We start from the raw sequence: 14918 nt of genomic DNA on the forward strand, positions 1-14918 counted from the left end.
GCATCTCATGCTGGAAAAGGTTGTCATTGCCAACCGCGGCGAAATTGCCCTGCGTATCCTGCGCGCCTGCAAGGAGCTGGGCATTCGCACCGTGGCGGTTTATTCCAAGGCGGACCGGGATCTGATGCACGTGCGACTGGCCGACGAAGCGGTCTGCATCGGCCCGGCCTCGTCCACCGAGTCCTATCTGAACATCCCGGCGATTATCAGTGCGGCGGAAGTCACCGACGCCGACGCCATTCACCCCGGTTACGGCTTTCTCGCAGAAAATGCGGATTTTGCCGAAAGCGTGGAACGCTCAGGCTTTACCTTTATCGGCCCCAAGGCGGACACCATTCGCCTGATGGGCAACAAGGTGGCCGCCATTGAAGCCATGAAAAAGGCCGGCGTCCCTACCGTACCCGGCTCCGACGGCCCCCTGGGCGACGACGGCGATGCCTCCCTGGCCATGGCGGAGAAGATCGGCTACCCGGTGATCATCAAGGCCGCCGCCGGCGGCGGTGGCCGTGGCATGCGCGTGGTGGAAGACGCCAAGCACCTGCTGAACGCCATCACGCTGACTCGTTCCGAAGCCAAGAACGCCTTCGGCGACGCCACCGTCTACATGGAAAAATTCCTGCAGAAACCCCGCCACGTGGAAGTGCAGGTGCTGGCAGACGGCGCCGGCCATGCCATTCATCTGGGCGACCGGGACTGCTCCCTGCAACGTCGTCACCAGAAAGTGGTGGAAGAAGCACCAGCGCCTGACATTCCCCAGCACCTGAAAGACGAAGTGGCCGAGCGTTGCGTCAACGCCTGCAAGGAAATCAATTACCGGGGTGCCGGCACTTTCGAGTTCCTCTACGAAAATGAAGGTTTCTACTTCATTGAGATGAACACCCGCGTGCAGGTGGAACACCCGGTCACAGAAATGATCACCGGTGTCGACATCGTCAAGGAACAGCTGCGTATCGCCAGCGACGAAGGCCTGCAATTGCAGCAGACCGACGTGAACTTCCAGGGCCATGCCATCGAGGTGCGCATCAACGCTGAAGATCCAGTGCGTTTCACTCCCTGCCCCGGCAAAATCACCTATTTCCATGCCCCCGGCGGTAATGGTGTACGGGTGGATTCCCATATCTACAGTGGCTACACCGTGCCCCCCTACTACGACTCCCTGATCGGCAAGCTGATCACCTGGGGCGAAAACCGCGAGATCGCCTTCGCCCGCATGAAAAATGCGCTGGACGAAATCGTGGTGGAAGGCATCAAGACCAATGTGGAACTGCACCGCAACAAGATCTTCAAGGACAAGGCCTTTATTGCCGGCGGGGTGGATATTCACCATCTGGAGAAAAAGCTGGGAAGCAGTGAATAGTTAACAATGAACAGTGAATAGCTCGCGTTCACTGTTAACTGTTATATTACCCCCTGAGGCCGCGCCCATACCCTGTGCGCGGCCTCATGCGTTCTGAATAACGACCGCATCTCTCGCGCAGCTATTAACTGTTAACTGTTCACTATTAACTAGAGCGAAGCGACAACATGGCCTGGCTCCAGCTACACCTTGCCACCACCGAAGCCCACGCCGATGCCTTCCAGTCCGCACTGGAAGATATGGGAGCTTGTGCGGTCACGCTGACTGATGGCGCCGATCAGCCGGTGTTTGAACCGCCCCCCGGTGCCCGCCCGCTGTGGCAGAACACCGTGGTCAGCGCCCTGTTCGATGCTGACCGTGACCCGGCATTGATCCTCGCCGCCCTGCAACAACAGGGGCTGGACGCTCAGGCCCATCACCACGAGACGCTGGATGACCAGGCCTGGGAACGGGCCTGGATGGATGACTTCGCTCCCATGCGCTTCGGCGAACGGCTGTGGATCGTCCCCAGCTGGAGCGAGTCACCGGATCCACAGGCCGTGAACCTGAAGCTGGACCCGGGCCTGGCCTTCGGTACCGGCACCCACGAGACCACCGCCCTGTGCCTGGAATGGCTGGACCGGACCGACCTCCAAGGCAAGGCGGTGCTGGATTTCGGCTGTGGCTCGGGGGTGCTGGCCATCGCCGCCCTGCTGTTGGGCGCAGGCAATGCCACCGGTACCGACATCGATTCCCAGGCACTCACCGCCAGCGAGGATAATGCCCGCAATAACGGTGTCGCCGACGGTCTCAGCCTTTACCTGCCGGAAAATCTGCCGGCGGATTACCGCTGTGATGTACTGGTCGCCAATATCCTGGCCGGCCCGCTAGTGGAACTGGCCGACCAGCTTGCCGGTTATTGTCGCGCCGGGGCCAGCCTGGCCCTGTCCGGCATTCTTGCTGAGCAGGCAGAGTCGGTGCGCAGCGCCTATGCCCCCTGGTTCGACCTGAATCCCACCAGCCAACAGGGCGACTGGGTTCGAATCGACGGGGTACGACGCAAAACTGAGTGACAGGTCCTTGCGGCCTGTCCTGCTTTTTCTGTAAAACGTAGTTGCCTGCACACCATCTTGATTCCCTGGCTGCGTGGTAGCCTATTGCGTGCAGCTTGTTGCGTCTCATCACCAATAACAATCAGGCGAAAGCCATGGCCGCCCAATACAAGACCCGCTGCCCGCACTGTGCAGCCCAGTTCAAGATTACCGAAGAACACCTCAAGCAGGCGCGCGGCGCGGTTCGCTGCGGCTCCTGCCTGCAGATTTTTCAGGCCAGCGACTACCTGATTGATCCGCCTCTCGCCCAGGAAGAACCCGCCGGTGACCGCTGGGCCAGAGCCCTGGAAAGCGAAAGCACCAGCGTACCGGATAGCGCCGAACAAACCTTCACCGATGACGATGATGGCGCCTCCTCCAGCCCCAGCATTGAGGGCATGGAGCTAAGCGACTCTTTCATCAATCTGGATGAAGATGCTGCCGAATCCGGTCTCGGCGAAGACTTCTCCGATATGCACGGCGCCGGTCGCGCCAGCCACCACGAAAATGCCGACGAGGCCTGGGCCGAAGCCCTGCTCAAGGAACTGGAAGAGGACGAGGACCAGCCCGCCAAGCAGGAAACCCGTCAGCCTGCCAGTTTCGGCCCCCGGGAAAGCCAGGCAGACAAACGCAAAGCGCCTTCACCGCCACCACAGGCGAAAAAGAAACCGGCCCCCAAACCACCCAAGGATGACGACGAAGACGATTTCTTTGGCGGCCTGGACCTGTTTGGTGACGACCTGACCGAGGAGCCGGTGCCGCTGTCCCGGCCAGTACGCGAACGCGACACCCCCTTCCGTCAACAGCGCGACTGGGGCGGCCTGCTCAAGTGGAGCGGCCTGTCCGTGCTGGCCCTGGTGGTACTGGTGGGACAATACGCCTACTTCAATTTCGACGACCTGGCCCGCAGCCCGCAATGGCGACCGCTCTACCAACAGGCCTGTGGTGTACTTGGCTGTCGGCTCCCCAACCGCACCGACATCAGCAAACTGCGCGGCGCCAACCTGGTGGTACGCAGCCACCCGGATTACGCCAACGCCCTGATCGTGGACGCCATCCTGTTCAATGAAGCCCGCTACCCGCAACCCTTTCCGGAGCTGGAACTGAGCTTCAGCGCCCTCAACGGCAACCCGGTAGCCAGCCGCCGCTTCAGCCCGGCGGAGTACCTGCGTGGCGACCTGACCAACCTGGAGGCCATGCCGGTGAACACCCCCCTGCACATCTCCCTGGAAATCGTCGATCCTGGCGAACAGGCGGTAAACTATAACCTGCGCCTGCTGCCGGCCGTGGAGGCTCAGGAGCGGGTGAGCCAGCGCTAACACGCCCCCGCGGATCAACGAGTCACGAGGGACGAGTCTCGAAAAGCCAAGCCTTTCGAGACTCGTTCCTCACCACTCGTCATCCGGATAGCTCCATCACATTCATCCGTAATCGCGCATTTTTTACCCTGTGCCCTTTCATCCCCGCGCGCCGCTCACTATCATTAGCGCCCCTTTCACACATGCCATTGCGACCCTATGCAGATCGGCCCATATACCTTGCCCAATTCGCTGATTCTGGCCCCCATGGCCGGCGTCACGGATCGCCCTTTCCGGCGTTTGTGCCGGGATCTGGGCGCAGGTCTGCTGGTGTCGGAAATGGTGACCTCGGACACCCGTCTGTGGAACTCTCGAAAGTCACGCCAACGGCTTGATCACAGTGGTGAACCCGGCCCGGTGTCGGTGCAGATTGCCGGCGGTGAGCCGGCCATGCTGGCCGATGCGGCCCGCGCCAATGTGGATCATGGCGCCCAGATCATTGATATCAATATGGGCTGCCCGGCAAAGAAAGTGTGCAAACGCGCTGCAGGCTCTGCCCTGCTGGCGGACCCGGACCTGGTGGCCCGCATCCTGGATGCGGTTGTCGCTGCCGTGGACGTGCCGGTGACGCTGAAAATCCGTACCGGCCCGGATCGCGACCATCGCAACGCGCTGGAGATCGCCCGTATCGCGGAAGCAGCGGGCATTCAGGCCCTGGCCATCCATGGCCGCACCCGTGCTGACAAGTTCAACGGTGACGCCGAGTACGCCTCCATCGCCCAGGTGGTGGCCGCGGTGAATATTCCGGTTATGGCTAACGGTGACGTGGATAGCCCGGAAAAAGCTAAACGGGTACTGGAATCCACCGGCGCGGGTGGTATCATGATCGGCCGCGCTGCACAGGGGAACCCGTGGATCTTCCGGGATACCCTGCATTACCTCGAGCACGGCTCGCTACCCGCAGCGCCGTTCGTAACGGAAGTCCACGATTGCGTGCAACAGCACCTCGCCGAACTCCACCAGTTCTACGGAGAGTTCATGGGAGTGCGTATCGCACGCAAGCATCTGGGCTGGTATACGCAAAACCTGCCCGGTGGCGAAGACTTCCGGCGCGGATTTAACACACTGGAAAATGCCACCGATCAACGGTTGGCAATCGAGCAGTTTTTCCAACAGATAAACGCCACGACCGACCGGGTACGATTCGGTTGTTATGGCGAGGTGTCTGCCCGGAAGAAAAACGGAGCCTTGGCCGCATGACCCTTTCTTCAGTTAACACAGCCGCTGCACGGACACTTACTGAAATGAACACCGCAGAAGCACGAAAGCCGCACCTGACCATCGCGCGCAGCGAAACCCACGACACTCTGCGCAATTGTGTGCGACGTTCGTTAAACGATTATTTCAACCAGCTGGACGGTGAGGCCGTAAGCGAACTCTACCCGATGGTACTGGCGGAAATGGAAATCCCGCTGCTTGAGAAAGTGCTCGAGTACACCCGCGGCAACCAGACCAAGGCCGCCGAGCTGCTGGGCCTGAACCGCGGCACCCTGCGCAAGAAGCTCAAGCAGTACGGTCTGCTTTAAGCACGACCCCAGCGATAAAGGGCAGTCCTTACTGCCCTTTTTTTGTTTTTAAATGAACCACTTATCCCAGAACGCAACTTGGTGAAATCCCATGAGCAACGCGGTTGAACGTGCACTGATCAGTGTTTCCGACAAGACAGGTATCGTCGAATTTGCAAAGGCACTGGCCGAGCAAGGCGTGGAAATTCTTTCCACCGGCGGCACCTACAAGAAACTGCAGGACGAAGGCATCGCCGTGCGCGAAGTCTCCGACTACACCGGTTTCCCGGAAATGATGGCCGGCCGGGTGAAAACCCTGCACCCGAAAGTGCACGGCGGCATCCTTGGCCGTCGCGGCCAGGACGAACAGGTCATGGCCGACAACGACATCAGCCGCATTGATCTGGTGGTAGTCAACCTCTACCCGTTCGAAGCCACCGTGGCCAACCCGGACTGCTCCCTGGAAGATGCCATCGAGAACATCGATATCGGCGGCCCGACCATGGTGCGTTCTGCGGCCAAGAATAATGCCAGCGTGGGCATCGTCACCAATACCAGTGACTACCAGCGTGTGCTCGACGACATGGCCGCCCACAACGGCGCGCTGTCCGACACCCTGCGTTTCGACCTGGCCATCAAGGCGTTCGAACATACCGCCGCCTATGACAGCGCCATTGCCAACTACTTTGGCAAGAAGGTGGGCGACAACAATGCTGACTTCCCGCGCACCATCAACCTGAATTTTGAGAAAACCCAAAACATGCGCTACGGCGAGAACCCGCACCAGAAAGCGGCCTTCTACACCGAGCGCAACCCGGCACCGGCCTCCATCGCCACCGCCAGGCAGCTGCAGGGCAAAGAGCTGAGCTACAACAACATCGCCGATACCGACGCGGCGCTGGAATGCGTAAAAGGCTTCACCAAGCCCGCCTGTGTGATCGTCAAACATGCCAACCCCTGCGGCGTGGCGGTGAGCCTGGACGGCATCGGCAAGGCCTATGATCTGGCCTTCGCCACCGATACCGAATCTGCCTTCGGCGGCATCATCGCCTTCAACCGCGAGCTGGATGCGGCCACCGCCCAGGCCATTGTCGACCGTCAGTTCGTGGAAGTGATCATCGCGCCTTCTGCCACCGACGAAGCCCTGGCCATCACAGCCGCCAAGAAGAATGTGCGGGTGCTAGTATGTGGCGAGATCGAGGGTGCGGCCGCTGAAGGCCTGGACTACAAGCGCGTGAATGGCGGCCTGCTGGTCCAGGACCGCGATATCGGCATGATCACCGAAGGTGAGCTGAAAGTGGTCACCAAGCGCGCGCCCAGCGAAGCCGAGATGCATGACCTGATCTTCGCCTGGAAGGTGGCCAAGTTCGTCAAATCCAACGCCATTGTCTACGCCAAGAATCGCCAGACCGTAGGCGTAGGTGCCGGCCAGATGAGCCGCGTCAACTCCGCCCGCATCGCCGCCATCAAGGCCGAGCATGCCGGCCTGCAGGTAGAAGGCTCGGTCATGGCTTCCGACGCCTTCTTCCCGTTCCGCGACGGCATCGACAATGCCGCCAAGGTAGGCATCAGCTGCGTGATCCAGCCGGGCGGCTCGATCCGCGACGAAGAAGTGATTGCTGCCGCCGACGAAGCCGGCATGGCCATGGTCTTCACCGGCATGCGCCACTTCCGTCACTAAAACCAAAAGCGGCTGTTACCACAGAGGGCACAGAGGTCACTGAGATAAACCCATCCGGCTTTGATAGCCCCGGTTTGCTCCCTTGAGCTCTGTGCCCCGTGGAAAATTCGAATCAGTCCTGGCAGGCCACGACAAGCACAGGAAACGGAAGACAATGCCCTGATCGGTATTCTGTTTTTCCTCAGTGACCTCTGTGACCTCTGTGGTAAAAAAGCATTTGATCTTACAAGGTTGAAGCAAGATGAAAGTTCTGGTGATTGGCGGCGGTGGCCGCGAGCATGCGCTGGCCTGGAAAGTGGCCCAGGCTGAGCAGGTAGAAAAAGTGTTTGTGGCGCCGGGCAATGCCGGTACTGCCCGCGAAGCCAAGTTGGAAAACGTGGCCATTGATGTGCTGGATCAGCCTGCCCTGCTGGCATTTGCCCAGGACAATAACATTCACCTGACCATCGTCGGCCCGGAAGCGCCACTGGTGGAAGGGCTGGTAGACAACTTCCAGGCCAATGGCCTGAAGTGTTTCGGCCCCAGCAAGGCGGCGGCGCAACTGGAAGGCTCCAAAGCCTTCACCAAAGATTTCCTGGCCCGCCAGAACATTCCTACCGGCGCCTACGGCAACTTCACCGATATGGACGAGGCCCTGGCCTATGTCCGTGAACAGGGCGCCCCCATCGTCATCAAGGCCGACGGCCTGGCGGCGGGTAAAGGCGTGATTGTCGCCATGAACCTGCAGGACGCCGAAGACGCCGTGCGCGACATGCTCGACGGCAACAAATTTGGCGACGCCGGCCACCGCGTGGTGGTGGAAGAATTCCTGGAAGGCGAGGAAGCCAGCTTTATCGTCATGGTGGACGGCAAGAACGTGCTGCCCATGGCCACCAGCCAGGATCACAAACGCGTCGGCGACGGCGACACCGGCCCCAACACCGGCGGCATGGGTGCCTACTCCCCGGCCCCGGTGGTCACCGATGCGGTCTATCAGCGCATCATGGACGAGGTGATCACTCCCACCGTAGAAGGCATGGCCGCCGAGGGTATGCCCTACACCGGCTTCCTTTACGCCGGGCTAATGATCAACCCGGATGGCGCCCCCAAGGTCATCGAGTACAACTGCCGCTTCGGTGACCCGGAAACCCAGCCGATCATGATGCGTCTGCAATCCGACCTGGCCGCCCTGTGCCTGGCAGCACTGGACGGCAAGCTGGACCAGACCGAAATACAGTGGGACCCGCGCCCCACTCTCGGCGTGGTCATGGCCGCTGGCGGCTACCCGGACAGCTACGACAAGGGCGACGTCATCGACGGCCTGGATCAAGCCGATTCCGACACCGTGAAGGTATTCCATGCCGGTACCGCCGAGAAAGACGGCCAGGTCGTCACCAGCGGCGGTCGCGTTCTCTGCGTGACCGGTGTCGGCGATACCGTCAGTGAAGCCCAGGCCAATGCCTACTCCGGTGTGAAGCAGATCACATGGCGCGACGCCTACCACCGCACAGACATCGGTTACCGTGCAGTGGCCCGCGAAAAGTCATAATGTAGCCTCTACGAAATAAAGGTGAGCCTACTTTGGCTCACCCACTAACGAAGCACCGGGGGCTACCAATGAGCGATGTCGTCGCCGACATGTCTCGTCTCGAGAATTTCATTCCCTTTGACTGCCTGGGCGAATCGCATCTGAAGGAAATCCAGGGCCAGTTCGAAGTCATCAAGATCGGCCCCGGGCGACTGCTGTTCAAACGCGGGCAGACCAGCGACAAGGCCTATTTTCTGGTGGAAGGTTCTCTGGATCTCACCGACGCCAGTTTCCAGGTACGCCACTTCGCCGCCGATGACGACGAGAATTACCTGGCGCTGGACAACTATCCGGAACACACCATCAACGCCATTAGCGCGGAAACCACCACCCTCTACGCTATCGACCGTAACAAGCTGGATTTGCTGATGACCTGGACCCAGGCCGCCGAATCCATGCTTGATGAAGACGATGACGAAAGCGAACGGGACTGGATGGATGCGCTGCTGTCCTCGGAGCTGTTTTCCGCCATACCGCCGGCCATGATTCACAGCCTGTTCGTGAAATTCGAGGAACGGGAAGTGCAGCTTGGCGAAACCGTAGTCACAGAAGGCGAGGATGGCGACACCTTCTTCGTCATCAAGCAGGGCAAGGCCATGGTCACCCGCTCCAAGGGGGCCAAACAGGAAACCCTGGCAGCCCTTTCCGCCGGGCGCTTCTTCGGTGAAGACGCCCTGATCAGCGACAGCCCCCGCAACGCCACCATCACCATGACCAGCGACGGCGTACTGATGTGCCTGGGCAAGCAGGACTTCCAGTCCATCCTGCAGGACTCGGTAATCCGCCATCTTAGCGAAGACGAGCTGGATACCATGGTGCTCGAGGCTGAAACCGCCTGCATCCTGGTGGATGTGCGTCTGCCCATGGAGTTCCGCCACGACCGTACGCCGGGAGCCCGCAACCTTCCACTCAACGAACTACGCCGCGAAGTTCACAATCTGGAAAAGGATTTTTTCTATGTGGTGTGCGGAGATGGTCGACGCAGTGAGCTGGGAGCCTATATCCTCTCGGAAGCAGGCCTGAATGCCTATGTGCTGGACCGGGGAAAAGCGACGGATGCAAAAAAACCAACGGAAGTGGCCTGACTCTTTTCTGTTCAGAGGCGCTCTGATACTCCTGCTGGGCCTGGCTGGCAGCCTCTGCCGGGCCAACCCGGAACCACCTCCACCCTTTGTGATCCACAGCCTGCCAGATCAGGCGCGGATTACCATCTACTCCGAATACCTGCGCGACCCCTCCGGCGAGCTGGACATCCATACCGTCAGCCAGCTACCGGCCATGGATCATTTCCAGCCGGCTACGCGTTATATCGAACGCCTGGGCATCCGCAACGGCCACTGGTGGGTGCGCGTTGCCATCAGGAACGAACTGGGTAATCAGCACGATTTCGCTCTGCACCTGCGCGGTAACCCGACGGCACAACTCTATCTACCAGACGCAGACGGCGTCTACCGGCAACTCGAGCCGGAACAGCGCATTCCCGGTCGCGGCAGCAGTTTCCAGGTGCACCTGCCCACCGGTGAAACCCGACTCGCCTATCTGCAACTGCCACCCCGGGCCTATCTCACTTACGGACTGACCCTGACCACCGTCAACCACTTGCTTGAGACCCAACAGCAGCACAATGCCATCTACATGTTGCTGGCCGGTGCTCTATTGATCCTGGCGATTTATAACCTGATTGTCGGCGCGCTACGTGGCGGAGCCACCTATTACTACCACTGCGGCTTTATCCTCAGCATCCTGTTGATCGGACTGACCCTGGCTGACTTGCTACCCTCGGGCCTGAGTGAAAATAACCTGCTGCATCCACGACTGCTGTTTGCCGGCATGATGCTGGCCATGTGGTCGGCCACCGGCTTGTCACGCAGCTTTTTCAACCTGTCGGACCAGACCGGCTGGCTGCATTACTGCACCCTCCTGCTGCAGATGCTGGCCCTGGCCAATCTGCCTTTTACCGTAATTCTGCCGCTGGCCGCCGCCGGCTACATCAGTTTCGCCCTGGTCACCCTGGCCACCCTGTTTCTGCTCACCATGGGCTACACCGCCTGGCACAGGGAAATTACCGGCGGCGGACTGTTTTTCCTGACCTCCCTGTTAATCAGTTTTCCAGCGTTGCTGGTATGCCTGGCCTGCCTGGGAATTGTGCAAACCGGCGCGGAACTCCCCCAATGGCTACTGGGCGCTACCGTGCTGGAGGCAATGACTCTGGGCATCGGCCTGCGGCTACAACACAGCCAGCAGGCTCGTATGCAGATCGAGAAGAAGCGCTCCGAGGCGGTTGCCGAAACCGTGGACAGCACCCGCCGGGAAACCCTGTCACGGATCGGCCATGATATTCGCACCCCGCTCAGTGGCATCCTGGGCATGGCGGAAATTCTTGGCGACACCCCGCTTACCCCCAACCAGCGCGAATGCGTCGGCGCCATCCAGAATGCCGGCGACAGCCTGCTGCGCATCATCAATGACGTACTGGAGCATTCGCAGCTATCCACCCAGGGGGCCGATATCAATCACAGCGCCCTGGACATCCATGACCTGATCATGGAAGCCATCGACCTGTTCAAGGAAAAGGCCGAGGAAAAACAGATCGAACTGATCACCCATGTGCATACCAATGTGCCCACAAGGGTAATCGGTGACGCGGGGCGACTGCGCCAGATCCTCACCAACCTGATGGGCGCTTTGGTACGCCATGGCAGCCACGGGGAACTGGTGGTGGATGTCTCCATGGAGCCCACCGGCCAGGCGGACCGGGTGCGCTTCGGGTTCTCCGGTAGCGCCATCAGCGACGACATTCTCAAACGCCTGCGCAGCACCACCAAACAACCAGAAAGCAGCCACCTCAGCCTAGCCATCGCCGAGCAGCTGGTGGAAGCCCTGCACGGCCGCATGGGCACCCTTCAGGATCAGCGCGGCGCCCATTACTGGTTTGTGGTTCCCCTGCCGCCAGAAATCACCGATGCGCCACCTCCTGTAATGGTGGATACCTCCGCGCTGGAAGGTCGCAGCCTGCTGGTAGTTGATGATTCCAGCACCGTAACCCGGGTGCTTCGCCATCACGCCTTGTCCTGGGGCATGCGTGTCACCGCCTGCCACGACCCCCGTGAAGCACTGGCCTCCCTGCGGACCCAGGCCAACATCAACGAGCCCTATGACGTGGTGGTGCTGGACCACAACATGCCCGGCATGGACGGCATGCAACTGGCCGCTCGGATCCACGAGGACCCGGTGATCATGCATCCCACCGTGCTGGTGATGCTCACCGGCATCAGCCTGGCCCCCACCGCCACCCAGGCCCGCAACGTGGGCATCCACCGGGTGCTGTCAAAACCGGTTTCCGCCCCCCGTCTCCGCCAGGTACTGGCCGAGGAACTGGGGCTGGGCCACCGCCCCATTCCCACCAAGACCGAGCACAAGCCCGACCCACAACTGAACATCCTGGTAGCAGAAGACCATTACCTGAGCCAGAAAGTGATTCGTGGCATGCTTGCCAAACTGGGCCTCAAGGCTGACATCGCCTCCAACGGCCAGGAAGCACTGGCCCTGGCCGAGAAGCACCGCTATGACCTGATCCTGATGGATTGCGAAATGCCGGAAATGGACGGCTTCGAGGCCACCCGACGGATTCGTCAGTACGAGCAGAAACAGGGACTTCCGGCAGTGCCCATTGTCGCCCTCACCGCCCACATCCTGCGCGAGCACAAGGAACGCAGCCTGGCGGCGGGCATGAATGCCCACCTGCCCAAGCCGGTGGAGTTGAATGTGCTTCGCGATACCCTGGTGCGCTTTACCCGCCCCGACGCCACTGATTCGGACTTGTTCCTCGCCAACGACGAAATGCCCGACTGAAAGAACTGGATTCGGCGAAGCCCAGCAGCAGGGCGATTTCGGTCAACGACAGCGCCGGGTCCTGCAGATACAGCTCCGCCAGACTCTGGCGCAAACCATCCAGGATTTCCGCAAATCGCAATGAACGGCGCGCCAGCCGGGCGCTGAGCGTGCGGGCGGGCATACCCAGGCTATCCGCCACGGATTCCAGCGATGGCTCGCCATCCGCCAGCTGCTGATAGATGCGGGCGCGCACGGCACTGACCAGATTGGTATTAGCGTCAAAGTTGGCAAGCAGGTCACGGGCCTCGCGCTCCATCATGACCGACAACCCAGGATCTGCCGATTCCAACGGCAGCGACAGGTACTCCGCCGGCAATTCCACCCCGTCGAAATCCGCCGCGAACCGCACCGGCGCATCAAAAAACGCCTGATAGCGTTGCTCATCCTCCGGCGCCGGGTGGCGAAAACACACCCTGGTAGGACTCAACTGCCGGGCTATCAGCGGGCGCATAAACGCCACCCAACCGGTTACCGCCGCCTCAGTGAGATAACGGCCCGGCTCGCCGGCCAGCGGGCACTGCCAGCTCAAACGGACTGTGTCGACATGGTGCGACAGTTGCGTCTCTCCCAGCTTGCCGGACAGGCTTTCAAAGCGGATCAGACGCTCGATGGCCTGGCCCAGATCGCGGCTGGCCAGAATCACATAACCCAGCACTTGATAAGAGCGCGGCTTAACCCGCTTGCCGATTTCGAAGCCCAGCCCGGAATCGCCGCAGGCCTGCAGAATCACCAGGAACAGCCGCAATACATCCACCAACGGCAGCAACTGTCCCGGCTCCGCAAACGGTGTCTCGCTGAGCCCGGCCTGCTCTAGCACCGCGTCCCGGGACAAACCGTAATGATCCAGCAACGGCGGCAGCACCGCATCCACATAGGCCGCAGTGAGACTGCGATCAGAGCCCGCCAGGCCGGGATCAAGCACCGGCATGAACCGCCCTGCCCTGGCACCACTGCCGCAGCCGCGCCAGGGATTCCGCCATGGTCACCGACAGCGGCACGGTGGCCGCCAGCTCAGCCTCCAGCAGCGCCTGGTCCAGCACGCCATCGGCAGCGCTGGCACTGTAGAGACCGGCCACCACGGCCTGTTCGATTTCCGCCCCGGTAAACCCGTCGCTGTGCGCAGACAGGGTGGGCAGATCAAATCGCTCCGGCGCCTGGCCGCGTTTTTCCAGGTGAATGCGGAAAATCACCTCGCGCACCGCCGGCGATGGCAGATCCACAAAGAAGATTTCGTCCAGGCGCCCCTTGCGGATCAGTTCCGGTGGCAGGCGCTCGATATCGTTGGCCGTGGCCACCAGGAACACCTGGCTCTGGTTTTCCGCCATCCAGGTGAGCAGGGTACCGAGCACCCGCCGGGAGGTGCCGCCATCGTTGTCGCCCACGGCGATGCCCTTCTCGATCTCATCGATCCACAGCACACAAGGGGACATGGTTTCCGCCAACTCCAGGGCCTCGCGCACGTTGCGCTCGGATTCGCCGAAGAACTTGTTGTAGATCGCCCCCATGTCCATGCGCAGCAGTGGCAACCCCCACAATCCGGCTACGGCTTTGGCAGCCAGGCTTTTGCCGCCGCCCTGCACGCCCACCATCATGATGCCCCGTGGACTGTCGATATCGGTTTGCCCGTGAAACGCTTGCTCTCGTTTGCCCAACCAGTCTTTCAGACCCTGCAAGCCGCCCACGTCGGCAAAGCTTTCCGTGTCGTACTCATAGCTGAGCACGCCGTCCATTTCCATCAAGGCAAACTTGGCCTTGTTGATCTCCGGCAGGTCCGCCTCGGTAATGGCACCGTCATGGATAATCGCCCCCCGGGCCAACTTGCGGGCATCTTCCACGCTCAGGCCACGCAGGTTGCGCACCAGTCGATCGAGTAAGTTCCGGTCCGCACGCACCCGCTCGCCTTTCTCCTGTTTGAAACGACGGGCCTCATCCTGAACGATATGCTCCAGCTGCTTCTCGTCCGGCATGGACAGGGAAAAGCGGGTGCAGTAACGACGGATTTCCGGGGGAATGGAAAACTGGTGGCTGATCAACACCAGGGTGTGATGCAGGCGCTCATGATGCAGGGCAATTTCCTTGAGCAGGCGCACCTGTTTGGGCTCACCCTCCAGATAAGGATGCAAATCACACAGGGCATAAATACCCGGCTCATTGGTGCCACGAATCTGGCCCAGCACAGCGTCGGGTTCCACCGTATGCTTCTGGCTGGGCGCGTCCTCGAATTCCAGCCGGCGCAGGCCATCCACCCCGTTCCAAGCGAACACCGGCCGGCCCTCGCGCATTCCCAGGCGGCGAATCAGATCCAGCGCCCGCAATTCCTCCCAGGTCTCGATGACCACGATGGGATAGCGGGATTCCAACAGCATTTTCAGGTCGTTCAGGTCACTCATGGTTTTACGCTGGCACGCCTCACGCAACAGGCTTCACGCTGGCTTGCATCGCCCTTGTTATTTTGTTTTGTCAGTAGGAGCGACGCTTGAGTCGCG

The 14918-nt window shown here is 60.7% G+C and carries 11 protein-coding genes; 9 read left to right on the top strand and 2 right to left on the bottom strand.

The annotated features are described in order from the left end of the window. The first annotated feature begins 7 nt into the window (after positions 1 to 7). From accC to B3Q33_RS15240, 9 genes are all read left to right on the top strand, one after another. A complete protein-coding gene (accC, locus tag B3Q33_RS15200; RefSeq protein ID WP_273008926.1) occupies positions 8 to 1357 on the top strand; it encodes an acetyl-CoA carboxylase biotin carboxylase subunit in 1350 nt (449 codons plus the stop codon). A gap of 167 nt (positions 1358 to 1524) precedes the next feature. Continuing rightward, complete coding sequence (gene prmA / locus B3Q33_RS15205; protein WP_273008925.1) at positions 1525 to 2409, top strand: 50S ribosomal protein L11 methyltransferase; 885 nt, start codon at positions 1525 to 1527, stop codon at positions 2407 to 2409. 134 nt (positions 2410 to 2543) lie between these two features. After that, complete coding sequence (locus B3Q33_RS15210) at positions 2544 to 3746, top strand: zinc-ribbon and DUF3426 domain-containing protein (protein ID WP_035250192.1); 1203 nt, start codon at positions 2544 to 2546, stop codon at positions 3744 to 3746. A 198-nt stretch (positions 3747 to 3944) separates the two neighbouring features. Further along, a complete protein-coding gene (dusB, locus tag B3Q33_RS15215; RefSeq protein WP_084573529.1) occupies positions 3945 to 4985 on the top strand; it encodes a tRNA dihydrouridine synthase DusB in 1041 nt (346 codons plus the stop codon). 44 nt (positions 4986 to 5029) lie between these two features. After that, positions 5030 to 5311, top strand: coding sequence for a DNA-binding transcriptional regulator Fis (gene fis / locus B3Q33_RS15220; RefSeq protein ID WP_035250194.1), 282 nt, complete (start codon positions 5030 to 5032; stop codon positions 5309 to 5311). Between the two features lie 91 nt (positions 5312 to 5402). After that, positions 5403 to 6971: a bifunctional phosphoribosylaminoimidazolecarboxamide formyltransferase/IMP cyclohydrolase gene (purH, locus tag B3Q33_RS15225; protein WP_273008924.1), complete on the top strand. Its 1569-nt coding sequence runs from the start codon at positions 5403 to 5405 to the stop codon at positions 6969 to 6971. A gap of 241 nt (positions 6972 to 7212) precedes the next feature. Then, on the top strand, positions 7213 to 8499 hold the full coding sequence (gene purD / locus B3Q33_RS15230) for a phosphoribosylamine--glycine ligase (protein ID WP_273008923.1): 1287 nt from the start codon (positions 7213 to 7215) through the stop codon (positions 8497 to 8499). A 68-nt stretch (positions 8500 to 8567) separates the two neighbouring features. Continuing rightward, complete coding sequence (locus B3Q33_RS15235; protein WP_273008922.1) at positions 8568 to 9623, top strand: cyclic nucleotide-binding domain-containing protein; 1056 nt, start codon at positions 8568 to 8570, stop codon at positions 9621 to 9623. Continuing rightward, positions 9595 to 12390 (top strand): hybrid sensor histidine kinase/response regulator, encoded by a 2796-nt coding sequence (locus tag B3Q33_RS15240; protein WP_273008921.1) that lies wholly within the window; start codon positions 9595 to 9597, stop codon positions 12388 to 12390. The genes B3Q33_RS15235 and B3Q33_RS15240 overlap by 29 nt, the downstream gene beginning before the upstream one ends. On the opposite strand, the gene B3Q33_RS15245 is transcribed toward B3Q33_RS15240, so the two are convergent. Both B3Q33_RS15245 and B3Q33_RS15250 read right to left on the bottom strand, forming a co-directional pair. Further along, positions 12329 to 13360: an AraC family transcriptional regulator gene (locus B3Q33_RS15245; protein WP_035250205.1), complete on the bottom strand. Its 1032-nt coding sequence runs from the start codon at positions 13358 to 13360 to the stop codon at positions 12329 to 12331. The two genes, B3Q33_RS15240 and B3Q33_RS15245, sit on opposite strands and share 62 nt — an antisense overlap. Then, positions 13347 to 14822 (bottom strand): AAA family ATPase, encoded by a 1476-nt coding sequence (locus B3Q33_RS15250; protein WP_273008920.1) that lies wholly within the window; start codon positions 14820 to 14822, stop codon positions 13347 to 13349. The genes B3Q33_RS15245 and B3Q33_RS15250 overlap by 14 nt, the downstream gene beginning before the upstream one ends. Between the last annotated feature and the right edge of the window lie 96 nt (positions 14823 to 14918).

This window comes from Alcanivorax sp. UBA3183 (assembly GCF_002364155.1).
In the GTDB taxonomy this organism is placed as follows: Bacteria; Pseudomonadota; Gammaproteobacteria; order Pseudomonadales; family Alcanivoracaceae; genus Alcanivorax; species Alcanivorax jadensis.

Coding starts and splice junctions, on each gene's coding strand:
- accC (WP_273008926.1), top strand. CDS start 8: ATGCTGGAAAAGGTTGTCATTGCCAACCGCGGCGAAATTGCCCTGCGT.
- prmA (WP_273008925.1), top strand. CDS start 1,525: ATGGCCTGGCTCCAGCTACACCTTGCCACCACCGAAGCCCACGCCGAT.
- B3Q33_RS15210 (WP_035250192.1), top strand. CDS start 2,544: ATGGCCGCCCAATACAAGACCCGCTGCCCGCACTGTGCAGCCCAGTTC.
- dusB (WP_084573529.1), top strand. CDS start 3,945: ATGCAGATCGGCCCATATACCTTGCCCAATTCGCTGATTCTGGCCCCC.
- fis (WP_035250194.1), top strand. CDS start 5,030: ATGAACACCGCAGAAGCACGAAAGCCGCACCTGACCATCGCGCGCAGC.
- purH (WP_273008924.1), top strand. CDS start 5,403: ATGAGCAACGCGGTTGAACGTGCACTGATCAGTGTTTCCGACAAGACA.
- purD (WP_273008923.1), top strand. CDS start 7,213: ATGAAAGTTCTGGTGATTGGCGGCGGTGGCCGCGAGCATGCGCTGGCC.
- B3Q33_RS15235 (WP_273008922.1), top strand. CDS start 8,568: ATGAGCGATGTCGTCGCCGACATGTCTCGTCTCGAGAATTTCATTCCC.
- B3Q33_RS15240 (WP_273008921.1), top strand. CDS start 9,595: ATGCAAAAAAACCAACGGAAGTGGCCTGACTCTTTTCTGTTCAGAGGC.
- B3Q33_RS15245 (WP_035250205.1), bottom strand. CDS start 13,360: ATGCCGGTGCTTGATCCCGGCCTGGCGGGCTCTGATCGCAGTCTCACT.
- B3Q33_RS15250 (WP_273008920.1), bottom strand. CDS start 14,822: ATGAGTGACCTGAACGACCTGAAAATGCTGTTGGAATCCCGCTATCCC.